Origin of the sequence: Streptomyces sp. NPDC048441 (assembly GCF_043200235.1) — a bacterium.
Lineage (GTDB): Bacteria > Actinomycetota > Actinomycetes > Streptomycetales > Streptomycetaceae > Streptomyces.
This window is the reverse complement of the sequence record NZ_JBICXM010000014.1, coordinates 89,710-111,856: the sequence shown is the minus strand read 5'-3', so window position 1 is coordinate 111,856 and position 22,147 is coordinate 89,710. Positions and strand designations below refer to the sequence as shown.

Here is a 22,147-nt window from a genome sequence, read left to right as displayed (position 1 = left end):
CGACCAGGCCCCGCCCGTCGAGCAGGCCCCGCCCGTCGAGCAGGCCCCGCCCGTCCAGCAAGCGCCCGCCCGTCGACCAAGCCTCCCCCGTCGACCCAGCGCCCGCCCGTCACAGCCCGAGCGCCGATCCTCCCGTCGCGTCGATGTACTGCCCGGTGATCCAGCGTGCGTCGTCCGAGGCGACGAAAGTGACGATGTCCGCCACGTCGGCGGGCTGGCCTATGCGGCCGAAGGCCGAGTAACCGGCCATCTCGGTGTGCTGGCCATCGGGGATGCCGGTCATCATCTCCGTCTCGATGATTCCCGGCGCCACCGCGTTGACCGTGATCCCGCGCGGGCCAAGATCCTGCGCCAGTGTGTGTGTCAGAACGTTCAGCGCGCCCTTGGTCATCGAGTACCCGATGGTGAGCGGGAAGGCGATGCGGGTGACGCCGGACGAGATGTTGATGATCCGGCCGCCGTCGCGCAGCCGGTCGAGGCCCTGCTGGATGATGAAGAACGGCGCCTTCGTGTTCACCGCGAACACCCGGTCGAAGTCCGCCTCCTGGACTTCTCCCATGTGGCTGTACAGCCCGATGCCCGCGTTGTTCACCAGGATGTCCAAGCCGTCCGCATGCCGGTCGAACTCGGCCCAGAGCGCCTCGGCATCGCCGGGCACCCCCAGCTCCGCACGGAACGCGAAGGCCGATCCGCCCGCTGCCTCGATCGCCGTGACTGTCTCCTTCGCGGCCGTCTCGTTGCTGCCGTAATGCACGGCGACCTGTGCGCCGTCCCGCCCGAGTCGCTCGGCGATACCCCGCCCGATGCCGCGGCTGCCGCCCGTGACCAGTGCCGTCTTCCCCGTAAGCGCGCCCATGGGAGCCGCCCCCTCTTTGCTTGGTGAGTTCCGCTGGATATTTCTCTAGCGGTCGCTACAGAAAAAACCGTAGCCGACTCCGCGCCGTTTTACTAGCGCCCGCTATAGAATTCACCCCATGGCGACGAAACAGCGTGGACGCCCCCGCTCCTTCGACCGCGAGACCGCGCTGGAGCAGGCCATCCGCACCTTCTGGGAACAGGGATACGAGGCGACATCGGTCACGGACCTCACCCGGGCCATGGGCATCGGCGCCCCGAGCATGTACGCGGCCTTCGGTGACAAGCAGTCACTGTTCGAGGAGGTCGTGCGGGTATACGGGCAGACGCACGGCGCCTTCGGTGAGCGCGCCTTCGCGGAGGAGCCGACCGTCCGCGACGGAGTCGCGCGCATGTTGCACGAGGCTGCGGAGAAGTACACGGAAGCCGGTCACCCCCGCGGCTGCCTCGTCATCTACGCCGCGACGAACTGCGCGACGCCCGAGGTCGAGGAAGGCCTGCGCGAGCGGCGCAACGCCAACATCAGCTCCATCGAGACGCGCATCAGGGCCGCCGTCGCGGAGGGTGAGCTGCCCCCGGCCACCGACGCCCCCGCCCTGGCCCGCTACACCGGAGCCGTACTGCAGGGCATGTCCCAGCAGTCCCGCGACGGTGCGACCAGGCGGGAGCTCGAAGTCGTCGCCGAGCTGGCCATGCGCGCCTGGCCCGAAAGAGAGCAACAAACATCCGCCGGCGCGTAGACACAGGATAATGGTCTAGTCCACAATGCGTGGGTAAAGCATCCGTCCTTCCCGCACAGGAGGGCGGACCGAGGAACCGGCACTCTCTGCCCTGACCGTGTCGGATCCTCCGACCGGCCTTCCGGTACCGCACATTCCGGTGGTCGGTGTTCCTGAAGGGCTGCGGTGCCGTGGGTGGGTTGAGGGTCCCGCCCTGGCGCCGCGGCTCGTCGGGAATCTCCCGGAGCGGACCCGCCGGACGTGCCAGGTACGCTCGCACACGTGCCCTCCATGAACGACCTCGTACGCCAGCACACCGCTCTCGGTGACTCCGATCTCGAGTGGCTCCATCTGCTGGTCTCGGAGTGGCAGCTGCTCTCCGACCTTTCCTTCGCCGACCTCGTGCTGTGGGTTCCCACCCGCGACGGCACCCGGTACGTCTCCGTCGCGCAGATGCGGCCCAACACCGGCCCCACCTCCTACCAGGACGACATGGTCGGCCACCTCGTCCCGCGCGGTCGCCGCCCGCTGCTCGACGCCGCCCTGGACGAGGGCCGCATCGTGCGCGAGGGCGACCCCGAGTGGCGCGAAGAGGTGCCGGTGCGGGTCGAGTCCATTCCCGTACGCAGGGAAGGGCGCGTCCTGGGGGTCATCGCCCGCAACACCAATCTGCTCACTGTGCGTACTCCTTCGCGCCTGGAGCTGACCTACCTCCAGTCGGCATCCGACCTGGCCCAGATGATCGCCGCGGGATCCTTCCCGTTCCCCGGCCAGCAGGTCGACATGGACGCCTCCCCGCGCGTGGGCGACGGTCTGCTCCGTCTCGACGCCGACGGCATCGTCCAGTACGCGTCGCCGAACGCGCTCTCCGCGTACCACCGCCTCGGCCTCGCCGCCGACCTGGTCGGTCATCACCTCGGCACGGCGACCGCCGAACTCGCCCCGTCCCGCGGCCCGGTGGACGAGGCGCTCGCCAAGGTCGCGAGCGGCTGGGCGCCCCGCGAGTTCGAGATCGAGGGGGGCGACGGTGTGATCCAGCTCCGCGCGATCCCGCTCAAGCCCAAGGGGCCCCGCATCGGTTCTCTCGTTCTCCTTCGCGACGTCACCGAACTGCGCCGCCGAGAGCGGGAGTTGATCACTAAGGACGCCACCATCCGGGAGATCCACCACCGGGTGAAGAACAACCTCCAGACGGTCGCCGCACTCCTTCGCCTACAGGCCCGCCGCATCGACTCCGACACCGGCCGCGAGGCCCTCGAAGAGGCCGTACGCCGCGTGGGCTCCATCGCGATCGTGCACGAGACGCTCTCCCAGACCCTGGACGAGCGAGTGGAGTTCGACGAGATCGCCGACCGCGTCCTCGCGATGGTCGCCGAGATCTCGCCCGGCAAGGTCACGGGCCGGCGCACCGGACGCTTCGGCATCCTGGACGCCGAGGTCGCGACCCCGCTGTCGATGGTCCTCACGGAAGTTCTGCAGAACGCCTTGGAGCACGGCTTCCAGGAAGGCGACACCGGAACGGTCGAGGTGTCCGCGGTGCGCGGCGGCACCAGCAAGGACGGCCGTCTCCTGATCACCGTCCAGGACGACGGCGTCGGCCTGCCCGACGGCTTCGATCCGCACCGCTCGGGCAATCTCGGCCTGCAGATCGTGCGCACCCTGGTCGAGGGCGAGATGGGTGGCGCGTTCGACATGGTGCCGGCCCCGGAGCGCGGCACGCAGGTCATCCTCGACATTCCGGTGAGCGTCGACAAGTAGCGCCGTGGCGCCGGGTAGCCGTGGCGCCAGGTATACGGCAGATCGCATACGACGCAGTGCCATACCGCATACCGCATACCGCATACCGCATACGAAAAGCAGCGAGCCCCGGACCGAAGTGGTCCGGGGCTCACTGCTCACGTTGCGTTGCGCATCGGGGGTACTGCGCGGCTGCGGCTCGGGGGCGGGAGATGCGTACTCGCTGTACGCGCCGCCAAGCTCAGGCTCGTAGGGGGCGTGACCGTCAGGCGCTTGCCTGGCGTGCACGGTTGCGAGCGGCACGGCGCTTCATTGCGCGGCGCTCGTCCTCGCTGAGGCCACCCCAGACGCCGGAGTCCTGGCCGGACTCGAGCGCCCACTGCAGGCACTGCTCCATGACGGGGCAGCGACGGCAGACGGCCTTGGCTTCCTCGATCTGCAGCAGCGCAGGACCGGTGTTGCCGATGGGGAAGAAGAGCTCGGGGTCTTCCTCGCGGCAAACGGCGTTGTGACGCCAGTCCATGGCTGCTACCTCTCCTTGGTATTACATGCAAGTTGCTTGTGAATGTGAACGCTTTCACGAATCCCTCGACGACGGAAGGGACTTTCGTCACATACGCGACGATGTCCTATGTGTTGAGGAGGGGGTTCTGGCTCTCTGTGGGGCCGATGTTGCGGGCCGTCCCGATCGCCATGTAGAGATTCGCAAACCTCGGCGGCGGATACAACCCCTTCAGGCAAGTTTTTTTTGATTCCTCAGTGTCGGCTGGGTCACAGCCGTACTTCTATGGGGTGGACCCTGGCCTAAACGTTCGAGTGAAAGGACTTTGGCCCCTTCTACTCACACAATCACACGCAGTGCACGGCGTACGCCTGTGAACGTCACGCTCGTGCGCAGCCCCAGGTGGTCACCGTCCATCTGGAGGGGGAGCGGCACCTTCGAATGCAAGGTGAAGTCGGTGAGGTCATGGAGCGTGACCGCGTGCTTGCCGTGTGGTCCGCGATCGGGCGTCGACGTCAGGAGCTGCGTCCCGTAACGGGCCACGGCGGTGGTGGAGAGCTTGCTCAGACCGAGCACGTCCAGGCCGGTGTCGAAGGAGGCCTGCGGGGACGCGTACATCGGGCGATTGCCCAGGTAGGTGTAGGGAGAGGTGTTGCAGACTATGGAGAGCACGAGGTCGGTCACCGGGTCCTCGCCGGCCCGTTCCAGCGTGATCATTCCGTGCCTGCGGTGCGGCTCGTCGAGGAACTGACGGAACACCTGGCGCAAATACAGCGCATGGGTGGACCGCTTACCGCGCTCCCTCTGTTGTTCGACCCGTCCCACCACTCCCGCGTCGAATCCGAATCCGGCGGCGAAAGTGAACCAGCGCGCCGGTACGGCTTCGTCCTCCGTGCCGGGGGTGCCCGACACCTGCCCCAGGCTCACTGTGCGTTCGCTGTCCTCACGGAGTGCGTCGAGCAGTGCGCCGGTCGCCTCCACGGCGTCGTTGGGAAGGCCGAGGGCGCGGGCGAAGACATTGGTGGAGCCGCCGGGCACGACGGCCAGGCGGGGCAGGCGGTCCGGGGCGGGGCCGTTGTGCAGCAGACCGTTGACCACCTCGTTGACCGTGCCGTCGCCGCCCAGGGCGACGACGAGATCGATGTCCTTGCTGTCCGCGGCCTGTCTGCCGAGGTCCCGGGCGTGACCGCGGTACTCCGTGGTGACCGCCTCGAGCTTCATCTCGCTCGCCAGCGCATGGATCAGTACGTCACGCGTGCGCGCGCTGGTGGTGGTTGCCGCTGGGTTGACCACAAGGAGTGCACGCATGCGAAGCAGCGTACCTAGCGCTCTTTACCCGGCCTAGACCGAGGGGGCGGACCGAGGGCCGGAGCGTGGATACGCAGAGCTACCCTGCATGGGTGAGTACTGAGCCGAAGCCCACCCCCGAAGCCCCGGAATCAGGCCCCCGTCCCGGGCGTCTGACGGCCGCGGCGGCCCTCGCCGCGCTGGAGGGCGTCGCACTCATCGCCGCGGGTGTCTACATGCTCGTGATGGGCCTCGCGGGTGACCCCGACAACCCGGAACAGGCCACGACGGGCGGCATCACGCTGATCGTCCTCGCGCTCCTGCCCCTGCTCGCCGCCCGCGGTCTCCTGCGCCGCCGCAGCTGGAGCCGGGGGCCCGCGATCATCACGCAGATCATGGCGCTGCCGGTGGCCTGGCAGCTGCTGCAGGCCGACAGCATGGCCATCCCGGCCGGGATCGTGCTCGCCGCCGTCGCGGTGGCCGCGCTCGTCCTGCTCGTGAATCCCACCACGACCGAGGCCCTCGGCATCCGGGGCCCCGGCAACGCACAGGACGACGTGAAGTAGCCGTCGTGCCGTAGCCGTCCCGAAGTGACTGTTCCGAAGGAGCAGGCCCGGAGGGGCGGCCTGCTCCTCCGCCTACTCCTCGACGAGGAGCTTCTCGCGCAGTTGCGCGAGTGTGCGGGCGAGGAGCCGGGAGACGTGCATCTGGGAGATGCCGACCTCCTGGGCGATCTGCGACTGCGTCATGTTGCCGAAGAACCGCAGCAGCAGGATCCGCTTCTCGCGGGGCGGGAGGTCCTCCAGGAGCGGCTTGAGGGACTCCCTGTACTCGACGCCCTCCAGGGCCTCGTCCTCGGACCCCAGGGTGTCCGCGACCGCCGGGGACTCGTCGTCCGTGTCCGGGACGTCCAGGGACAGCGTGGAGTACGCGTTGGCCGACTCCAGGCCCTCGAGGACCTCCTCCTCGGAGATGCCCAGCTTCTCGGCGAGCTCATGCACCGTGGGCGAGCGGCCGTGCAGCTGGGACAGTTCGGCGGTCGCCGTGGTCAGCGCGAGCCTGAGCTCCTGAAGACGCCGCGGAACCCGGACCGCCCAGCCCTTGTCGCGGAAGTGGCGCTTGATCTCGCCGACGACCGTGGGCGTCGCGTACGTGGAGAACTCCACGCCCCGCTCCGGGTCGAAACGGTCCACAGACTTGATCAGGCCGATGGTGGCGACCTGCGTCAGGTCGTCGAGGGGCTCGCCGCGGTTGCGGAACCGGCGGGCCAGGTGCTCGACGAGCGGCAGGTGCATACGGACCAGCCGATTGCGCAGCTGCGCGTACTCGGGGCTGCCACTCTCCAGCTCGCGCAGCTCGATGAACATCGCGCGTGCACCACTGCGGTCCTGCGGATTGTGCCGGGTGTAGCGCTGCTGCTCGCCGTGTTCGCTCATGTATCCCGCCCGTTGCGCGCCGCCCGGGTCGGAGGGCTTCGCGCGCTCCTCCTGGGCGGTCGGCTCTGCCTGCTCCGACGCATCAGCCACAGTCGAGGGACCCGGCTGCTCCGGGTCCTCCGGATGCGGCCTGGCCTGCTGCTCGGGGATGCTCGTGAGGGCCGGCTCCGCCGGAGCCTGGCGCCCCCTCGTCGGTGTCCCTCCCCGACCTCCGGGCAGGCCCCCTGTGCCGCGCTCTTCGTCCCGCACCGGTCCGTCCCCGTCCCTCACGCCGGCCCGGGTCCCGCGCCGCGCTTCTTGTAGAGGCTGATCGAGACGGTGTTGTCCTCGGCCACGGTGGAGTCGACCTGACCCGCGAGGGCGGACAGCACAGTCCAGGCGAAGGTGTCCCGCTCCGGTGCCCGGCCGTCGGTGGTCGGGGCCGAGACGGTCACTTCCAGAGAGTCGTCGACGAGGCGGAAGACGCAGCTGAGCACCGAGCCGGGCACGGCCTGCTGGAGCAGGATCGCGCAGGCCTCGTCGACCGCGATGCGGAGGTCCTCGATCTCGTCGAGAGTGAAGTCCAAACGCGCCGCGAGACCGGCCGTGGCCGTACGCAGCACCGACAGGTAGGCACCCGCAGCCGGGAGGCGGACCTCGACGAAGTCCTGATTCCCGGGCTCGCCTGCGATCTGGGACACCCTCACCTCCAAGGTGGTACAAGCACTTTCGGGGCTCCAGGGCCGCCGTCGAGCGACGGTCCGGACTGCGTCACACGGGTAACGCACCACGTAGTTCTGCGGTGACGCTACCGCGCTCCCCAGTTCCGTGTCCCGGGGACCCCACTCCGTTGCTGTCACTCATAGTAAGCCTACGGGTACGGACAGTGGCTAGGGGTCTCACGGTCCCAATTGGAGAGTACGGGCGTCGGGTTGACGTACCCAGGCCTCAGACGATCGAACCGTCCACGAAGCACCAACGCCAGCTCTCGCCTGGTTCGAAGGTCCTCATCACCGGGTGCCCGGTGTCCTTGAAGTGTGCCGTCGCATGGCGGAAAGGTGAGGAGTCGCAGCAGCCCACATGCCCGCAGTCCAGACAGAGCCGCAGTTGCACCGGGTGACTGCCGGCCGCGAGGCACTCCAGACAGGTGTCGCTCAGCGGCGTGGGCTCAGGGTGCGGCAGCGCTGCTACATGCGGGCACTCGTTCATGATTGCCAGGTTACGACGGGAACGTGTATCGGGGAGGGCCCGGCCGATGGATGTACTGCCACTGGTGGCACTGATCGCGGCTTGCGCCGCGGTGGCCGGAGCCGCGCGCTGGACGCCGGTGCCCGCGCCGCTGCTGCTCGTCGCGGTGGGGCTCGTCGCCGCCTACGTGCCCGGGGTCCCCGACTACCACCTGGACCCGCACATCGTGCTGCCGCTGATCCTGCCGCCCCTGCTGCACACCGCGGCCCTGGAGAGCTCCTACCTGGACCTGCGCGCCAACCTCAGGCCCGTGGCGCTGCTCTCGGTCGGGTACACGCTGTTCGCGACCCTCGCCGTGGGCTGGCTGGCGTATCTGCTGATCCCCGACCTGCCGCTGACCGCCGCGCTGGTCCTCGGGGCGGTGATCGCGCCGCCGGACGCCGTGGCGGCCACGGCCATCGCGCGGAAGGTGGGGCTGCCGTCGCGGCTCACCACGATCCTCCAGGGCGAGTCCCTGGTGAACGACGCGACCGCGATCACCGCCTACAAGGTCGCCCTGGCGGCGGCCGTCGGCGAGGGCGCGAGCTGGGCGGGCGGGATCTGGGAGTTCCTGGTGGCCGCGGTCGGCGGGGTCGGCGTCGGGCTGATCCTCATGGTGCCGATCCACTGGCTGCGCAGGCACATGAAGGAGGCGATGCTCCAGAACACCCTCTCCTTGCTGATCCCCTTCGTCGCGTACGCCGCCGCCGAGCAGGTCGGCGCCTCCGGAGTGCTCGCCGTGGTCGTCGTCGCCCTGTTCCTGGGGCACCGCTCCTGGGAGGTCGACTTCGAGACGCGGCTCCAGGAGGCCGCGGTGTGGAAGGTGGTCGCGTTCATCCTGGAGTCGGCGGTCTTCGGGCTCATCGGCCTGCAACTGCCGCTCGTGCTCAAAGGGCTCGGTGAGTACAGCGGAGTGGAGGCGGTCTGGTACGCCCTCGGCGTCTTCTTCTTCGTCGTCCTCGTGCGCTTCGTGTGGTCGTACCCGGCGACCTATCTGCCGCGGATCCTGTCCACGCGGATCAAGGAGCGGGAGAGCGACATGGACTGGCGGCGGCCGCTGATCGTCAGCTGGGCGGGGATGCGCGGAGTGGTGTCCCTGGCGATCGCGTTCTCGATCCCGCTCGTCATGGACGACGGGGAGCCGTTCCCCGCACGCAACCTCGTCCTGTTCCTGACCTTCACCACCGTGATCGGCACGCTGGTCGTCCAGGGGCTCTCGCTGCCGTGGCTGATCCGGGTCCTGAAACTGCCCGGCAGGGACACGCAGGCGGAGACGCTCGCGGAGGCGCAGGCGCAGAACGCCGCCTCACAGGCCGCGGAGCAGCGAGTGGACGAACTGATGGAGGACGAGCGCAATTGCCTCCCACAGCCCCTCCAGGACCGTCTGCGGACCGTCCTCGAGCGGCGCCGCAACTCCGTGTGGGAGCGGCTCGGGCAGCCCAACCCGGTGACGGGGGAATCGGCGGACGACACCTACCGCCGGCTCGCCAGGGAGGCGATCGCCGCGGAGCGGGAGGTGTTCGTGAGGATGCGGGACGAGCGGCGCATCGACGACGAGATGATGCGGACGCTCCTGCGGAAGCTGGACCTGGAGGAGGCGGCGGCCTACCGGGAGGTCGAGGACTGAGCCGTCGGAGGCGGTGGCTCCGCCGCCGTGATCACAGCCGTGACCTTGGTGCCCGGCGGGAAAGCGCCCTCTTCGGAGAGGGCTGTCAGCGCGTAGAGGAGCTTGGCCACGTAGACACGCTCCACGGGCAGGCCGTGCCGGTCCTCGAAGTCGTTTGCGAACGCGGTGAGTTCGGGGGGCGTGCGGGCGTAGCCGCCGAAGTGGAAGCGGTCGTCCAGACGCCAGTTCGGAGTAGGGGCGCCGAAGGCCCGCTGTTGCAGCGCCTGTATCTCGGGGCCGAGGAAGCCGCCCTTCAGTACGGGTATGCCGATGGCGCTCTGGTCCGCGGCGAGGCCCGCGGCCATTCCAGCCAGGGTGCCGCCGGTGCCGCAGGCCACGGCCGCGATGTGCGTATGTCCGCGGAGTTCCTCGCCCAGTGCCGTACAGCCCCGTACGGCCAGGGAATTGCTGCCCCCTTCGGGGATCACGTAAGGGTTGTCGACGCCGGTCGCGCTGAGGATGGCTGACAGGACCGCGGGATCGGTCTTCTGGCGGTACGTCGATCTGTCGACGAAGTGCAGGCGCATTCCGTCAGTCGTGCATTGCGTCAGTGACGGGTTCAGAGGGCGCCCGGCGAGCTCGTCGCCGCGGACTATCCCGATGGTGGCCATGCCGAGGATGCGCCCCGCGGCGGCCGTCGCCCTGAGGTGGTTGGAGTAGGCCCCGCCGAAGGTCAGCAGCGTTTCGTGGCCCGCGGCGACCGCGGCGTCCAGGTTCAGGGCGAGCTTGCGGTACTTGTTGCCCGGCAGGTCCGGGTGGATCAGGTCGTCCCGCTTGAGCGTGAGGGTCGCGCCGTGCCGCGTGAACCGGTCGTCCCGGAGCTCTTGGAAGGGCGACGGGAGGCGGGGGCCCAGGTGGGGCGGCGGGGTGGTTCTCACCTTGCCATTGTGCACGCGCCTTGGCGGCTGAGGTGGGCAAGCGTCGTGCCGTACGGAGCGGGTACGGAGCGCTTGCCCACTACGGGAGGCAGCCGGGCCGGGTGCCGGTTGGGATTACTTGAGGCGGGCTTCGATGCGGGCCCGCATGGACTTCATGGTGAAGCCCCGGGGGTCCTGCTTGCCCGGCTGCCACTCCAAGTGGCCGATCACCGAGCGTTCCGTCCAGCCGTGGTGGCGGCAGATGGCTGCCGAGACCCTCTCGATGGCATCGAGCTGGGCATCGGGCCAGGGGTCCTCGCCGTCGCCGAGGTTCTCGCACTCGAAGCCGTAGAAGTGGCGGTTTCCGTCGGTGTTCGCCTCGTTGTCCGGCGGGAGCGCCTTCTCGGCGATGACGGCGCGCAGGACGTCGTCGTCGCCGAGGCCCGCGTGGTTGGCGCGGCCGTAGCCGACGAGGTGGACGCGGCCGTCCTTCGTGATGACGCCGTGGCAGAGCGGACCCGGCAGCGAGGCGTGGCCGTCGCGGCAGATCTCCACCGTCCGCTGGCTGCCCGAAGTGACGGTGTGGTGGATCATCACGCCGTGCACCGGGCCCCACGGCCCCTTGTGGTTGCGGTTGTGGTGACGCCAGTCGCCGACTTCGACGATCGTCACACCTTCGTCCTTGAGGGCGTCGAGGAAACTGCCCGCGGACATGGGTGGGGCCATGGCCGACTCCTTCGCGGAGCACGACGGCCGCCGGTCGCGGACCATCTCGTATGTCCGCTTTTACCGGAACCACGGTGCCCGGACCAGCCGTTCGGAACTATTCCGTAGCTGTTCGGGCACCGTGCGATTCGATTTGGTCAGCCGCGGTGGTCGCCGCTGTGCAGGAACGCGTCGCCGTTCGTGGCGATGTGGGCCTCCAGCGCCTGAAGGGCCTGCTGGGTGGCCTGGGGGGAGCCCGTGCCGCGCTGCTGTGCGTAGTACGCCGAGCCCAGCTTCTTCAGAAGGTCGCCGCCCGCGCGCTGCGCCTGGACGTCGTCGAGCTTCTGCTTGCCCTGGGTGAGTCCCCGCTGCGCCTGTTCCTTTGCGCGATCCAGGAAGCCTGCCATTGCCATCTCCTACGGATTGATGCGGATGGTGAGGTGGGGTGAGCGGTGGTGAGGGGCGTGTTCGGCGTATTCGGCGTTGTGCTTCGTTCAACGGATGCGCGGATCTTGGAGTTCCCCGGCGCCGGCACCGCAGCCGGCACCGCAGAGGCTCGTACGCGTGCGATTTCCCCGTATCGCGTGATCCATTCCCGCTCGTTTGTGTAATGGCGCGCCCACTCTCCGTACTGGAAAGCTTGTCGACGCAGATCACTTGATCGGGAGGGCATTGCCAATGTCGGTAGGCGAAGAGGTCCGTGCGGAACAGGCCAAGCCGCAGCAGAGCTTGGGTACTTCTGCCGCACGGAATCTGGCCACCACCACCAAGTCCGCGCCGCAGATGCAGGAGATCAGCTCACGCTGGCTCCTGCGGACACTGCCGTGGGTGCAGGTGAAGGGCGGTACGTATCGGGTGAACCGGAGGCTGAGCTATTCGGTCGGCGACGGCCGGGTGACGTTCGTGAAGACCGGTGACCAGGTGCAGGTCATCCCCGCGGAGCTCGGCGAACTGCCGGTCCTGCGGGAGTACGGGGACATCGAGGTCCTGAGCGAGCTGGCCCAGCGCTGCCGTCAGCGGGAGTTCGCCGCGGGTGAGGTCATCACGTCCTTCGGCAGCCAGGCCGACGAGGTGTTCCTGCTCGCCCACGGCAGGGTCGAGAAGATCGGCACAGGGCCCTACGGGGACGACACGGTCCTCGAGTCACTCGCCGACGGCTCGTACTTCGGCGAACAGGCACTGCTCGACCCGGAGGCCATCTGGGAGTACACGGCCCGCGCGGTGACCGCGTGCACCGTCCTCACGCTGCCCCGCCAGGACCTGGAGCAGGTCGCGGAGCGGGCGGGCTCACTCCGTGAGCATTTGCAGCGACTGCGGTCCATCCCGTCCCAGCGGACGAACAAGTTCGGCGAGGCGCCCATCGACCTCTCCGCGGGACATGTCGGCGAAGCGCACCTGCCGAGCACCTACGTCGACTATGAAGCCGCGCCGCGCGAGTACGAACTGAGCGTCGCCCAGACCGTGCTGCGCATTCACACGCGCGTGGCCGACCTCTACAACCAGCCGATGAACCAGACCGAGCAGCAGCTGCGGCTCACGGTCGAGGCGCTCAAGGAGCGCCAGGAGCACGAGCTGATCAACAACCGCGAGTTCGGACTGCTCAACAACTGCGAGTACGAACAGCGATTGCAGCCCCACGACGGCGTGCCGAGCCCCGACGACATGGACGAACTACTCAGCCGCAGGCGGGGTTCGAAGCTCTTCCTGGCCCACCCGCGCGCGATCGCCGCGTTCGGCCGCGAGCTCAACAAGCGCGGGCTCGTGCCGGAGACCATCGACATGGGGGGCAACCGCATCCCCACCTGGCGCGGTGTGCCGATCTTCCCGTGCAACAAGATCCCGGTCAGCGAGGAGCGCACCAGCTCGATCATCTGTATGCGTACGGGCGAGGAGGAGCAGGGCGTCATCGGCCTGCATCAGGTCGGCATCCCGGACGAGATCGAACCCAGCCTGTCCGTGCGCTTCATGGGAATCAGCGAGCAGGCGATCATCTCGTACCTGGTGTCGACCTACTACTCGGCCGCGGTGCTCGTGCCGGACGCCTTGGGCATCCTGGAGAACGTCGAGATCGGTCGCTGGCGGTGAGGCCGTGTCTGTGGACGTGCCGCCGGGTACACCCCTTGCGTACGCGCCCACAGGCCCAGGAACCGCCACCGTCCGCATCCTCCCCGGGGTGAGTCCATGACGGACATGACGACGGCCGCAACGGACACGACGACGGCCATGGAGGCGATGGCGAAGGGTGCCGCCGAGCAGGATCTCGCTGAGCACGACATCGCTGAGCAGGACATCGCCGAAGAGCACGAGGTGCACGAGGTGCACGAGTGGTCCGAAGCGGCTGAGGTGCTGGCGTCGGCGCGATTGCGTGTCGACCCGGAGCTGCGCCGGGCGATCGATTCGCTGCCCGGATCGATCCGCCGTATCGCGCTCTACCACTTCGGCTGGGAACACGCGGACGGCTCACCGGCGGCCGGGCACGCGGGCAAGGCGATCAGGCCCGCGCTCGTGCTCGCCGCGGTGCGGGCACTCGGCGGGGAGCCGGCCATGGCCGTCCGGGCCGCGGCAGCCGTGGAGCTGACCCACAACTTCACGCTCCTGCACGACGACGTCATGGACCACGACACCACCCGCAGGCACCGGCCCACCGCATGGACCGTGTTCGGTGAACCCGACGCGATCCTGGCCGGTGACGCACTCCAGGCGCTCGCGCAGCGGCTGCTCGCCGAGGACCCGCACCCCGGGGCCTCGGCGGCGGCGGCCCGGCTCTCCGCCTGCGTGGTGGAGCTCTGCGCGGGCCAGCACGCGGACTGCGCGCTCGAACGGCGCGGCCCGGACGAGGTCACGCTCGACGAGTGCCTCGCCACGGCCGAGGCCAAGACGGGGGCGCTGCTCGGCTGTGCCTGTGCGCTGGGCGCGCTGTACGCGGGCGCGGGGCGGAGGGAGGTGGAGGCGCTCGACGGGTTCGGCCGTGAGGCGGGGCTCGCCTTCCAGCTCATCGACGACGTGATCGGCATCTGGGGCGACCCGGGACACACAGGCAAGCCGGCCGGCGCCGACCTCGCCGTCCGTAAGAAGTCGTTGCCGGTGGTCGCCGCACTGGCGTCCGGCAGTCCGACCGCCGCCGAACTGGCCGAGCTGTACGGGCGTTCGCCTGCTGACGGTGACCTGGAACGCATGGCGCGCGCCGTCGAGGCGGCGGGCGGCAGGGACTGGGCGCTGCTGCACGCGGCGGACCGGATGTCCCGCGCGGTGAATCAGCTCGCCCGCGCGGTGCCGGTTCCGGCGGCGGCGGGCAGCCTGCTGGCACTCGCCGAGTTCGTGACGCGGCGTACGTACTAGGGGTCTTCTGAGGCATGTGCGTACCAGTGTCCTGCCCGGCGGATCAGGGCCAGGGCCAGGGCCGACCTGAACAGACCGACGAGCCCCGCACTCTGCCGAGATCCGGTCAGGGTGCGGGGCTCGCCCGTGTCCGGGGCCCCGATCACCTAGGCTGCAACCGAAAACAGCCGGGGCAACAGAGACGGCCGAGGCAACCGGTGGAGTGTGGCACGCAGTTGAGCGTGGCCGAGGGGCAAAAGGGGCGGGCAGTGGGCGTACTGATCCGGAGGGCGGGGGAGAGCGACAGGGCCGATGTGGTCCGGTTGCTCGACGATGCGTTCCGAGAAGATCCGGTGAGCAGTTGGGTCTTCCCCGGCGAGGAACACCGCCGCCGCAGGCACGGCGCTCTGATGGAGGCCTTCCTCGACATGGCGCTGAGCGAGGGATTTGTCGACATCACGGAGGACGGCGATGCCGTGGCGCTCTGGTGGTCCGTTCCCGCGGGCGAGCACGAGGGCGACGAAGACGGGCCCGCACAGCTCCGCGCGGCCGTCGACCCTGCCAATGAGCGGGTCGAGGAGATCGGCCGCCTGACCAGCGAGGCGCACCCGACCGACCGGGCCCACCAGTATCTGCACATGATCGGCGTGAGCTCCGAGCGGCAGGGCGAAGGGCTCGGCTCCGCGCTGATCGGTGCCGTACTCGAACGCTGCGACCGGGAGGGGCTGCACGCCTACCTGGAGGCGAGCAACAGCCGTAGCCGCGACCTGTACGCGCGGCTCGGATTCGTCTTCACCGGGGATGCGATCGACCTGCCGGACGGCCCGCGACTGTGGCCGATGTGGCGCGAACCCAAGCCGTGTGCCGCAGGCGGTTTCGACAGTCGTATCGACAGTGGTATCGACAGTGGTCTTTTCGCATAAAGTCGTTGCAGGTCCGCTGTGTTGTCCTCGGACTCGCTCCTCGGACTCCTCGGACACGACGAAGGGGAGGTGACCCTTATGCCCACCGATCTGACCCGTGAAGTGTCCGACATCGCGTCCCGCGAACGACTTCTGGCGGAGGCTTTCGTGGAGGTGGCTGACTCCTTGACCGGCGATTTCGACATCGCCGCGTTCCTGCAGAGCCTGGCCGTACGCTGCGTGGAGCTGCTTGGCGTCTCCTCGGCGGGCATCCTGCTCGCCGACCCCCAGGGCGAGTTGCGGCTCGCGGCGGCGTCCGACGGACACGCCTGGGTGCTCGACCTCTTCACCCTCCAGCAGGGCGAGGGGCCGTGCCTGGACTGCTACGGCTCCGGAGCGGCGCACACGAACGTCGCCCTCGGTGGTCTGGAAGCGGCCATCGCCTGGCCTGAGTTCGCGCCGCGTGCCCTGGAGGCCGGTTACGCGATGTCACAGGCGCTGCCCCTGCGCCGCGGGGAGCAGGTACTCGGCACGCTGAATCTGTTCCAGGCGCAGCCGAACGCGCTCGGTCCCGACGAGATCGCGCTCGCTCAGGCCCTCGCGGATGTCGCCACGATCGCGATCCTCCAGCGGCGCTCCCTGGAGCAGAGCCTGGTGGAGCGAGGCCAGTTGCAGGAGGCCCTCACCAGCCGGATCGTCATCGAGCAGGCGAAGGGAATTCTCGCCGAACGCTGGGGGTGCACGGTCGACGAGGCGTTCGACGCGCTGCGGCGGTATGTGCGGGCGAACCGGCTGCGGATCGCGGAGTGCGCGCGGCAGGTGGTGGCCGGGGAGTTCGACACGGACGGGATCAGCCGGGGGTGACCCGGCGGCCCGGCTCCGGGAGCCATGCGGTTATTGAATCCATTCCGAGTCATTGAATCCCGAGTCATTGAATCCATTCCGAACAAGGAGACCCAGCTTGCGAAAGCTCAGCTACTTCGTCGCCGTATCGATCGACGGCTTCATCGGTGACCGCGGTGGCGACGCGGAATCCTTCATGCCGTTCGTGGACGAGGAGTTCCTCGAGTTCCTCAAGGCGGAGTATCCGGAGACGATCTCGATCGAGGGCCGCCGCATCCTCGGCCTCGAAGGCCTGGCGAACAAGCACTTCGACACGGTCGTCCAGGGCCGGGGCAGTTATCGGCTCGCGTTGGACGTCGACATCACGAGCCCGTACGGGCACCTGCGCGAGTACGTGGCGTCCACCACCATCGAGAAGTCGCCGGACCCTAACGTCGAGATCATCCCTGGTGATGTGGTCGGCAAGATCCGCGAGCTCAAGCAGGAGGACAGCGAGCTCGACATCTGGCTGTGCGGCGGCGCGAAGATCGCGGGTGAGCTGCGGGACGAGGTCGACGAGCTGGTCATCAAGACGTACCCGGTGCTCCTGGGGTCCGGTATGCCGATGTTCGACACCGGTGCGGACGCGGAGTCCGTGATCAGTGAGTTCACGCTGCACGCCTCCCGGGTCTTCGGCAATGGCGTCGTCGTGCGGACGTACCGCCGGAAGCGCTGACGGCTGGGCTTTTCGTCTTGCCCGAGCGGTCATACGCTGGACGTATGGGCAGCGATGGGAGCCGGTCCGGCCCCCGCCCGCAGCGCGAGCCGGTGTGCGCGAGCTGCGGACGGCCTGTCGGTACGGCCATCAAGCGGCGCAAGGTGCTCGGGGCGTACGTCCCTGTATGGGGCCCAGGCCCGTGTCACAACCCGCAGTGCGACGCTTGCGTCGACGAGAGCGGGGACAAGGGCGGGGGCAAGGGCGGGGACGAAAGTACCGGCGAGAGCGCGGGCGCACGCGTCGACGGCGACTGATCCCTCTGAGGAACCAGGGTCGAGTACTCGTACCCTTCCGCGCCCCTCCATTGTTCTATTAGGATGCGAACAATGGAGGTTTTCATGGCAACGACTACTGACCCTCTCCCTCGCCCGCCCCGTCGCGACACCGGTGTCGCACTGCTCGCCGCGCTCCCCTTCATGCTCGGACTCGCCGCCGACCTCGCGGTGTACGTAACCGTCCGTGATCAACTGCCCGATCGCCTCGCCCGGCACTTCGGCGCCGACGGAGAGGCCGACGGCTATGTCGGGCACGCCGGGTTTCTCGCGATGCTCGGCGGGATGTTCGTCGCGCTCGGCGCGGTCAGTGTCTTCGTCGTCTTCGTCGCGCTCAGGAGCGACCTCGCCACCTGGCGGCGCGGGCTGCGAAGGCTGCTCGCCGGTGCGTACGCGACCGCCGCGTTCCTGGCCTGGCCGATGGGCGCGAGCCTCGTGGCCAACCGTGGCACCGCCGATGGAGCGGCGGCGGTGTTCCCCCTGTGGCAACTCGCCGTCGCGGTCGGGGTCGCCGCGCTCGCGGCCGGCGCGGGAACACTTCTCGCGGGGCTCGTGCCGCTGCCCGACGTACGCTCGCCGCTGGTCGCGGACGGCGGACCGGGCGCCGGGCGGCTCGACTTGGGGAGGAGCGAGGTCGCCGGATGGGTACGGCACACGGGCTCCTGGCCGCTGTGCGGGACAGGCGTAGCGCTCGCGGCGGCGGGCATCGCCACCGCGTGGCTGATGGGCGACTGGCTGACCTCGCTGTCCTTGCTCGTCCCCGGACTGCTGATCGCGGCCTTCGCGCGGGCCTGCGTGACCGTGGACCGGCGCGGGCTCACCGTGTCCCCCGCGCTCGCGCCGTGGCCGCGCTTCCGGCTGCCGCTCGACCGTATCGAGCACGCGGGCAGCCGCCGGATCAACGCCTTTTCCGATTACGGGGGTTGGGGCTACCGCATCGCTCCCGGGCGCTCCGGAGTCATCATGCGGTCGGGTGAGGCCGTGATCGTCCGGCGGGTGAATGGCAAGGACTTCGCCGTCACTGTCGAGGACTCCTCGACCGCTGCCGCGCTCCTCAACGCGCTGGTCGACCGCGGGGACCCCCGCGACGGGCGGAGCTGACGGCATGTTGTTCCGGATCGATACGACATCGGCGGTGCCCCTCGCCGACCAGATCGCCGCGTGCGCGCGCCGCGCGGTCGCGGACGGTTCGGTGAGTCCGGGCGATCGACTGCCCGCCGCACGAATGCTGGCCGACTCCCTCGGGGTCAACGTCCATACGGTGCTGCGGGGTTACCAGCGGCTGCGCGAGGAGGGCCTGATCGAACTTCGGCGGGGGCGCGGGGCGATCGTGGTGGACGGCGCGGTGGCGCAGGCGCGAGCCCAACTGGGGGAGCGTGTAAGGGCGTTCATCGCCGACGCGCTGGAACTGGGGCTCTCGGAGGACGAGGTGCGGTCCCTCGTGGACACGGGACTGACGGAACTGAGGGCGTGAGGTCGATGCGTACGGAGACCCTGTGGGGCCTGTGGGGTCTGTGGGGTTCGTTGGGAACCGGCGCCGCTCGCTGAAGTAGCCGCCGTGTTCGGTGAGTTGAGCGTTCGGTGGTGGATCGCCCGTGGATCGCCCGTGGATACGCGGTGGCGCCGACTGCGGAGCTGAAGCGGGCGGGAGGTAGAGGTATGGTCCGACGGTTCCGGTGCGTGGGGCACCTGGGGCTGGGGAGGGGACGGACTGATGGGGCGGCGGGGAATGGCCCGGTGGGCAGTTGCGGGGATCGCGGGGCTGGTGGTGGCGGGGCTCGTGGGGTGCGAGGCCGAGTCTTCCGGGGGTGGTGGGGCGAGCTCCGGTACGCCCTCCGTGACGGAGGAGAGGGACCTCCCCGAACTCCCGCTGGAACGCTATGAGTTCACGACGAGCGACAGTCGGCGTCACACGGAGGCGCAGGCCCGCATGGCGCAGAGCTGCATGCGCAAGCTCGGCTTCGATGACTTCCCGCTCTATCCGAAACAGCCGGACCCGGACAACATGCCGACGCAGACACTGACGGTCGTGGCGATGTCGGCGTATCCGTACGGGCCGCTCGACCTCGACAGAGCCCGCCGCTGGGGCTACGGCTGGGACCCGAAGAAGTCCCTGGCCCGCACCGGGCGTCCTGAGGGGCGCGCCATGACCGACGCCGAGCGGGACGCGCTGTACGGAGGGGGTCGCGGGTCCTCCGAGCGCGGCGGCTGCGGGGTGAGCGACACCGAGCGCCTCACCGACGGCGTACAGGACAAGACGCGCATGTGGACGTACACCGCCAAGCGGCGGCAGCACCTGGACAAGGCGGCCGCCAAGGACAAGCGGGTGCGCGAGGCAGTCGACACCTGGGCCGGCTGTATGGAGGACAAGGGCATCAAGCGCTACAAGTCGCCGAGCGCCGCGTTCCAGGACAAGGCGTGGGGGCGCGCGCATCTCAAGGGCGGCCAAACCACGCGTACGAAGAGGGAGCTGGCCACGGCGACCGCCGACGTCGAGTGCAAGCGGGAGCACAACACCGCCGGTGTGTGGTGGGCGGTGCGTGACGAGAAGCAGCGCGTCGACGTGGCCCGCCACAGGGATGTGTACGAGGCCGTGCGCGAGGACCAGGACCGGGTGCGGGCCAATGTGCGGCGCGTGCTCGATGAGCGGTAGGCGAGGGCCGGGGCGGTGGGCGGGAGCCGGGACGGTAGACGGGAGCCGGGGCGGGACGGTAGACGGGAGCCGGGGCGGAAGTGGGCGGGTGCCCGGCGAGAAGCGGCCGACATCTGCATCATGGGCGCATGGACATGACCGAGTTTGATGAACTTCCTTCGTTCGTCGACGCCGAGCAGCTCCTTGCCCTCGCCGACGGCTATCACGCGCGCACCGCGCGGGCGTTGGGGGTGCGCGAGGCCGGCGGGCATCTCGTGAAGACGTACGCCGTCGAGGCGCCGGGGCGGAAGGTGACAGGGCGGGACGAGGAAGCGGCGCTCGCGATCGCGGGGGCGCATCTGGGGCTCGGCCGTGCCCGTGGCTCCGCCGGGCTCGCCGTGCTGATCGTGCACGCGGGCGGTGACGGCGACTACGTCCTCGTACAGAGCTGGATCGAGGGATACATGTCGGACCTCGCGGTCTTCGTCGGGCCCGCGGGGGACCCGGAGCGGCTCAGGCCGGGCCGCGCCGGGCTCGCACCCTGCGTGTGGGAGGCCGCCGTGCTCACGCATGAGCGGGACGCGTACGTGCGCCGCGTGCTCGACGGCGGCGGGACGCTCGCGGAGCGGCTCACCGCGTGGGGCCATGACGTGATCGAGGGGGACCTGCGATGACGTACGAGGAAGCGCCCGTGCGGGAGGCGGACCGTAAGCGGGAGGCGGACCATAAGCGGGAGGCGGAATCGCCGGACGCACGACCCGGCCACGCGCCCCGCGTACGCTACGCCCGCCCCGCCGACCTCCCCCGCATCGCCGAACTCGCCGACGAGCACGCCGCGTACGAGAAGTCCCCGCCGCTCACCCCCGGCCTGGCCGGGCGCCTCGACGGCCTCCTCTTCGGGACCCCGGAGCCGCGCCTGCGCTGCCTGGTGGCGGAGTTGCCCGGCGGTGAGATCGTCGGCTATGCCACCTGTGCACCGGAGGTCTCCACCTGGGACGGGGCCGAGTATCTGCACATGGACTGCCTCTTCCTGCGCGACGGACACCGGGGGCTCGGCCTCGGCCCGCTCCTGACGGACGCGGTGGCAGCGGAGGCCCGTGCCCTCGGGCTCACCGAGGTCCAGTGGCAGACGCCCGCCTGGAACGAGGGCGCGATCCGCTTCTACAACCGCCTCGGCGCCGATGCGAAGGAGAAGCTGCGCTACACCTGGCAGGTGCCGCAGCCGCCGCCCGTCTCGCCGCCGCCCCTGCCGTTCGACGCCGTGCTCTGCGACCTCGACGGCGTGATCCGTTTCTACGACGTCTCGGGGGTCGAGGAGATGGAGCGCGCCGCCGGTCTCCCGCAGGGCAGTACCGCCGAGGTCGCCTTCGCGCCGGAGACCGACATGCCGCTGATGCTGGGGCGTATCAGCAAGGAGGAGTGGGTGGAGGCGATCGCGCACGGCCTCGCGGACCGGATCCCGTGGGAGCGAGGGCACGCACTCGGCACCGCCCTGGCCGACGCCGCGTTCTCCGCCGACGCCACCGTGGTGAACTTGCTCCGGCAGGCTCGCGCCGCCCATCTGCACGTGGCGCTCGTGACGAACGCGACCCCGTGGCTCGACGAGGACCTGGCCCTGCTCGGCATCGCCGACCTCGCGCACGACGTGGTCAGCAGCGCGGGCGTGGGCATCGCCAAGCCGGACCGCCGGATCTACGAGATCGCCGTGCGGCGGGCCGGAATCCCCGCCGAGCGCTGCCTGTTCGTGGACGACCGCCAGGAGAACGTGGACGCGGCCGTCGCGCTCGGCATGGTGGGCCTCCACTACAAGGGGCCTGACGATCTGCGGGATGCGCTGGCTCCGGTGCTGGGCCGGAGCTGATCACCGAGGCCCTGTTCATCCGTCCACCGCTCACCCATCCGTCCACCGCTCACCCAACCGTCCAGCGCCCGCCCAGCATCAGGTCACGCCCCACGAGCTCGTCGGCCTCGCGCCAGGCCTGGAGCCGCTGCGGGGTGATGCGGAAGTAGGCGTACGGGGTGTCGAGCTTGCGCGGGTCGAAGCCGGTCTTCGCGGCGAACGCGTCACCGTCCTCGGTGGTCAACTCGCCCTCACCGAGGCCGCGTACGGCCCCTTCGATGAGGACGAGGTCACGCGTCGGCCCGATGCCGACCCGCGTCTTGCCCGTCGCCCGCAGATTGCGGCTCGTGACACTGGCGTCCGGGGTGGCCACCAGGAGACTCTCGCCGTCCCAGAGGAAGGACAGCGGGATCAGATACGGCGTCCCGTTGTCCGCGTCGGCCGTGGCCACCCATGCGTCGATGTCGTGGGCGAGGCGGTGCAGCGCATCCTTCTTGCGCTGTGCGGGCGCCCGCGTCGTGGCCTTCGGCGGGTCGACAATGGGGGGCGGAGCATCGGGTAGGCCGTACGCGTTCATTACTGTTCTCCTCCGAATGCTGCATTGATCCGAACG

At 69.5% G+C, this 22,147-nt stretch carries 25 protein-coding genes; 15 read left to right on the top strand and 10 right to left on the bottom strand.

The window, feature by feature from the left end; translation table 11 throughout:
* Positions 1-109: 109 nt before the first annotated feature.
* Positions 110-856: an SDR family oxidoreductase gene (locus tag ACGFSB_RS29875; RefSeq protein ID WP_393405648.1), complete on the bottom strand. Its 747-nt coding sequence runs from the start codon at positions 854-856 to the stop codon at positions 110-112.
* A gap of 118 nt (positions 857-974) precedes the next feature.
* On the opposite strand from ACGFSB_RS29875, the gene ACGFSB_RS29870 reads away from it, so the two are divergent.
* Both ACGFSB_RS29870 and ACGFSB_RS29865 read left to right on the top strand, forming a co-directional pair.
* The gene (locus ACGFSB_RS29870; RefSeq protein ID WP_393405646.1) at positions 975-1,595 is read left to right on the top strand and encodes a TetR/AcrR family transcriptional regulator; all 621 of its coding nucleotides are present in this window, start codon (positions 975-977) and stop codon (positions 1,593-1,595) included.
* Between the two features lie 270 nt (positions 1,596-1,865).
* Positions 1,866-3,332 (top strand): sensor histidine kinase, encoded by a 1,467-nt coding sequence (locus tag ACGFSB_RS29865; RefSeq protein ID WP_393405893.1) that lies wholly within the window; start codon positions 1,866-1,868, stop codon positions 3,330-3,332.
* Between the two features lie 244 nt (positions 3,333-3,576).
* On the opposite strand, the gene ACGFSB_RS29860 is transcribed toward ACGFSB_RS29865, so the two are convergent.
* Both ACGFSB_RS29860 and ACGFSB_RS29855 read right to left on the bottom strand, forming a co-directional pair.
* Positions 3,577-3,834: a WhiB family transcriptional regulator gene (locus tag ACGFSB_RS29860; protein ID WP_016639615.1), complete on the bottom strand. Its 258-nt coding sequence runs from the start codon at positions 3,832-3,834 to the stop codon at positions 3,577-3,579.
* A 318-nt stretch (positions 3,835-4,152) separates the two neighbouring features.
* A complete protein-coding gene (locus ACGFSB_RS29855) occupies positions 4,153-5,121 on the bottom strand; it encodes a diacylglycerol/lipid kinase family protein (RefSeq protein WP_393405644.1) in 969 nt (322 codons plus the stop codon).
* A gap of 92 nt (positions 5,122-5,213) precedes the next feature.
* Here ACGFSB_RS29855 and ACGFSB_RS29850 point away from each other — a divergent pair, with 92 nt between their 5' ends.
* Positions 5,214-5,666, top strand: coding sequence for a hypothetical protein (locus ACGFSB_RS29850; RefSeq protein WP_393405642.1), 453 nt, complete (start codon positions 5,214-5,216; stop codon positions 5,664-5,666).
* A 72-nt stretch (positions 5,667-5,738) separates the two neighbouring features.
* On the opposite strand, the gene ACGFSB_RS29845 is transcribed toward ACGFSB_RS29850, so the two are convergent.
* The 3 genes from ACGFSB_RS29845 to ACGFSB_RS29835 form a co-directional block, all read right to left on the bottom strand.
* On the bottom strand, positions 5,739-6,806 hold the full coding sequence (locus tag ACGFSB_RS29845; protein ID WP_393405640.1) for an RNA polymerase sigma factor SigF: 1,068 nt from the start codon (positions 6,804-6,806) through the stop codon (positions 5,739-5,741).
* Entirely contained in the window at positions 6,803-7,216 is a 414-nt protein-coding gene (locus tag ACGFSB_RS29840) for an anti-sigma regulatory factor (RefSeq protein WP_030780840.1), read from the bottom strand. Before ACGFSB_RS29840 ends, ACGFSB_RS29845 begins: the two co-directional genes overlap by 4 nt.
* Positions 7,217-7,463: 247 nt before the next feature.
* Positions 7,464-7,724: a UBP-type zinc finger domain-containing protein gene (locus ACGFSB_RS29835; RefSeq protein ID WP_393405638.1), complete on the bottom strand. Its 261-nt coding sequence runs from the start codon at positions 7,722-7,724 to the stop codon at positions 7,464-7,466.
* A 46-nt stretch (positions 7,725-7,770) separates the two neighbouring features.
* Here ACGFSB_RS29835 and ACGFSB_RS29830 point away from each other — a divergent pair, with 46 nt between their 5' ends.
* Positions 7,771-9,369, top strand: coding sequence for a Na+/H+ antiporter (locus ACGFSB_RS29830; RefSeq protein ID WP_393405636.1), 1,599 nt, complete (start codon positions 7,771-7,773; stop codon positions 9,367-9,369).
* On the opposite strand, the gene ACGFSB_RS29825 is transcribed toward ACGFSB_RS29830, so the two are convergent.
* The 3 genes from ACGFSB_RS29825 to ACGFSB_RS29815 form a co-directional block, all read right to left on the bottom strand.
* Positions 9,348-10,286 carry a 1-aminocyclopropane-1-carboxylate deaminase/D-cysteine desulfhydrase gene (locus tag ACGFSB_RS29825; protein WP_393405634.1) on the bottom strand — a complete coding sequence of 313 codons (939 nt, stop codon included), beginning with the start codon at positions 10,284-10,286 and terminating at the stop codon, positions 9,348-9,350. The two genes, ACGFSB_RS29830 and ACGFSB_RS29825, sit on opposite strands and share 22 nt — an antisense overlap.
* Before the next feature lie 114 nt (positions 10,287-10,400).
* Positions 10,401-10,991, bottom strand: coding sequence for an N-acetylmuramoyl-L-alanine amidase (locus tag ACGFSB_RS29820; RefSeq protein WP_393405632.1), 591 nt, complete (start codon positions 10,989-10,991; stop codon positions 10,401-10,403).
* Between the two features lie 137 nt (positions 10,992-11,128).
* Positions 11,129-11,377 (bottom strand): hypothetical protein, encoded by a 249-nt coding sequence (locus tag ACGFSB_RS29815; protein WP_393405630.1) that lies wholly within the window; start codon positions 11,375-11,377, stop codon positions 11,129-11,131.
* A gap of 271 nt (positions 11,378-11,648) precedes the next feature.
* On the opposite strand from ACGFSB_RS29815, the gene ACGFSB_RS29810 reads away from it, so the two are divergent.
* The 11 genes from ACGFSB_RS29810 to ACGFSB_RS29760 all read left to right on the top strand — a co-directional run bounded on the left by ACGFSB_RS29810 (position 11,649) and on the right by ACGFSB_RS29760 (position 21,555).
* Positions 11,649-13,055: a family 2B encapsulin nanocompartment shell protein gene (locus tag ACGFSB_RS29810; RefSeq protein WP_393405628.1), complete on the top strand. Its 1,407-nt coding sequence runs from the start codon at positions 11,649-11,651 to the stop codon at positions 13,053-13,055.
* Between the two features lie 96 nt (positions 13,056-13,151).
* Positions 13,152-14,309, top strand: coding sequence for a family 2 encapsulin nanocompartment cargo protein polyprenyl transferase (locus ACGFSB_RS29805; protein WP_393405625.1), 1,158 nt, complete (start codon positions 13,152-13,154; stop codon positions 14,307-14,309).
* Positions 14,310-14,557: 248 nt separating this feature from the next.
* Positions 14,558-15,211 carry a GNAT family N-acetyltransferase gene (locus ACGFSB_RS29800; RefSeq protein ID WP_393405623.1) on the top strand — a complete coding sequence of 218 codons (654 nt, stop codon included), beginning with the start codon at positions 14,558-14,560 and terminating at the stop codon, positions 15,209-15,211.
* 78 nt (positions 15,212-15,289) lie between these two features.
* Complete coding sequence (locus tag ACGFSB_RS29795; protein WP_393405621.1) at positions 15,290-16,054, top strand: ANTAR domain-containing protein; 765 nt, start codon at positions 15,290-15,292, stop codon at positions 16,052-16,054.
* A 97-nt stretch (positions 16,055-16,151) separates the two neighbouring features.
* Complete coding sequence (locus ACGFSB_RS29790) at positions 16,152-16,748, top strand: dihydrofolate reductase family protein (RefSeq protein ID WP_393405619.1); 597 nt, start codon at positions 16,152-16,154, stop codon at positions 16,746-16,748.
* Positions 16,749-16,792: 44 nt separating this feature from the next.
* The gene (locus tag ACGFSB_RS29785; protein WP_393405617.1) at positions 16,793-17,044 is read left to right on the top strand and encodes a hypothetical protein; all 252 of its coding nucleotides are present in this window, start codon (positions 16,793-16,795) and stop codon (positions 17,042-17,044) included.
* Between the two features lie 84 nt (positions 17,045-17,128).
* Positions 17,129-18,163, top strand: coding sequence for a DUF1648 domain-containing protein (locus tag ACGFSB_RS29780; RefSeq protein WP_393405615.1), 1,035 nt, complete (start codon positions 17,129-17,131; stop codon positions 18,161-18,163).
* 4 nt (positions 18,164-18,167) lie between these two features.
* On the top strand, positions 18,168-18,536 hold the full coding sequence (locus ACGFSB_RS29775) for a GntR family transcriptional regulator (RefSeq protein WP_393405613.1): 369 nt from the start codon (positions 18,168-18,170) through the stop codon (positions 18,534-18,536).
* A gap of 363 nt (positions 18,537-18,899) precedes the next feature.
* The gene (locus tag ACGFSB_RS29770; protein ID WP_393405611.1) at positions 18,900-19,715 is read left to right on the top strand and encodes a hypothetical protein; all 816 of its coding nucleotides are present in this window, start codon (positions 18,900-18,902) and stop codon (positions 19,713-19,715) included.
* A 128-nt stretch (positions 19,716-19,843) separates the two neighbouring features.
* Positions 19,844-20,368, top strand: a complete 525-nt coding sequence (locus ACGFSB_RS29765) for a hypothetical protein (protein ID WP_393405609.1) — start codon at positions 19,844-19,846, stop codon at positions 20,366-20,368.
* The gene (locus ACGFSB_RS29760; RefSeq protein ID WP_393405607.1) at positions 20,365-21,555 is read left to right on the top strand and encodes an HAD-IA family hydrolase; all 1,191 of its coding nucleotides are present in this window, start codon (positions 20,365-20,367) and stop codon (positions 21,553-21,555) included. The genes ACGFSB_RS29765 and ACGFSB_RS29760 overlap by 4 nt, the downstream gene beginning before the upstream one ends.
* 49 nt (positions 21,556-21,604) lie before the next feature.
* Here the strand turns inward: ACGFSB_RS29760 and ACGFSB_RS29755 are convergent, their stop codons facing one another.
* Positions 21,605-22,111: a pyridoxamine 5'-phosphate oxidase family protein gene (locus tag ACGFSB_RS29755; RefSeq protein WP_393405605.1), complete on the bottom strand. Its 507-nt coding sequence runs from the start codon at positions 22,109-22,111 to the stop codon at positions 21,605-21,607.
* Positions 22,112-22,147 lie beyond the last annotated feature (36 nt).

Bases quoted from the DNA above. Each gene is read 5' to 3' on its own strand.
- ACGFSB_RS29875 (WP_393405648.1), bottom strand. From the start codon at position 856: ATGGGCGCGCTTACGGGGAAGACGGCACTGGTCACGGGCGGCAGCCGC.
- ACGFSB_RS29870 (WP_393405646.1), top strand. From the start codon at position 975: ATGGCGACGAAACAGCGTGGACGCCCCCGCTCCTTCGACCGCGAGACC.
- ACGFSB_RS29865 (WP_393405893.1), top strand. From the start codon at position 1,866: ATGAACGACCTCGTACGCCAGCACACCGCTCTCGGTGACTCCGATCTC.
- ACGFSB_RS29860 (WP_016639615.1), bottom strand. From the start codon at position 3,834: ATGGACTGGCGTCACAACGCCGTTTGCCGCGAGGAAGACCCCGAGCTC.
- ACGFSB_RS29855 (WP_393405644.1), bottom strand. From the start codon at position 5,121: ATGCGTGCACTCCTTGTGGTCAACCCAGCGGCAACCACCACCAGCGCG.
- ACGFSB_RS29835 (WP_393405638.1), bottom strand. From the start codon at position 7,724: ATGAACGAGTGCCCGCATGTAGCAGCGCTGCCGCACCCTGAGCCCACG.
- ACGFSB_RS29830 (WP_393405636.1), top strand. From the start codon at position 7,771: ATGGATGTACTGCCACTGGTGGCACTGATCGCGGCTTGCGCCGCGGTG.
- ACGFSB_RS29820 (WP_393405632.1), bottom strand. From the start codon at position 10,991: ATGGCCCCACCCATGTCCGCGGGCAGTTTCCTCGACGCCCTCAAGGAC.
- ACGFSB_RS29815 (WP_393405630.1), bottom strand. From the start codon at position 11,377: ATGGCAGGCTTCCTGGATCGCGCAAAGGAACAGGCGCAGCGGGGACTC.
- ACGFSB_RS29810 (WP_393405628.1), top strand. From the start codon at position 11,649: ATGTCGGTAGGCGAAGAGGTCCGTGCGGAACAGGCCAAGCCGCAGCAG.
- ACGFSB_RS29805 (WP_393405625.1), top strand. From the start codon at position 13,152: ATGACGGACATGACGACGGCCGCAACGGACACGACGACGGCCATGGAG.
- ACGFSB_RS29795 (WP_393405621.1), top strand. From the start codon at position 15,290: ATGCCCACCGATCTGACCCGTGAAGTGTCCGACATCGCGTCCCGCGAA.
- ACGFSB_RS29785 (WP_393405617.1), top strand. From the start codon at position 16,793: ATGGGCAGCGATGGGAGCCGGTCCGGCCCCCGCCCGCAGCGCGAGCCG.
- ACGFSB_RS29780 (WP_393405615.1), top strand. From the start codon at position 17,129: ATGGCAACGACTACTGACCCTCTCCCTCGCCCGCCCCGTCGCGACACC.
- ACGFSB_RS29775 (WP_393405613.1), top strand. From the start codon at position 18,168: ATGTTGTTCCGGATCGATACGACATCGGCGGTGCCCCTCGCCGACCAG.
- ACGFSB_RS29765 (WP_393405609.1), top strand. From the start codon at position 19,844: ATGGACATGACCGAGTTTGATGAACTTCCTTCGTTCGTCGACGCCGAG.
- ACGFSB_RS29760 (WP_393405607.1), top strand. From the start codon at position 20,365: ATGACGTACGAGGAAGCGCCCGTGCGGGAGGCGGACCGTAAGCGGGAG.
- ACGFSB_RS29755 (WP_393405605.1), bottom strand. From the start codon at position 22,111: ATGAACGCGTACGGCCTACCCGATGCTCCGCCCCCCATTGTCGACCCG.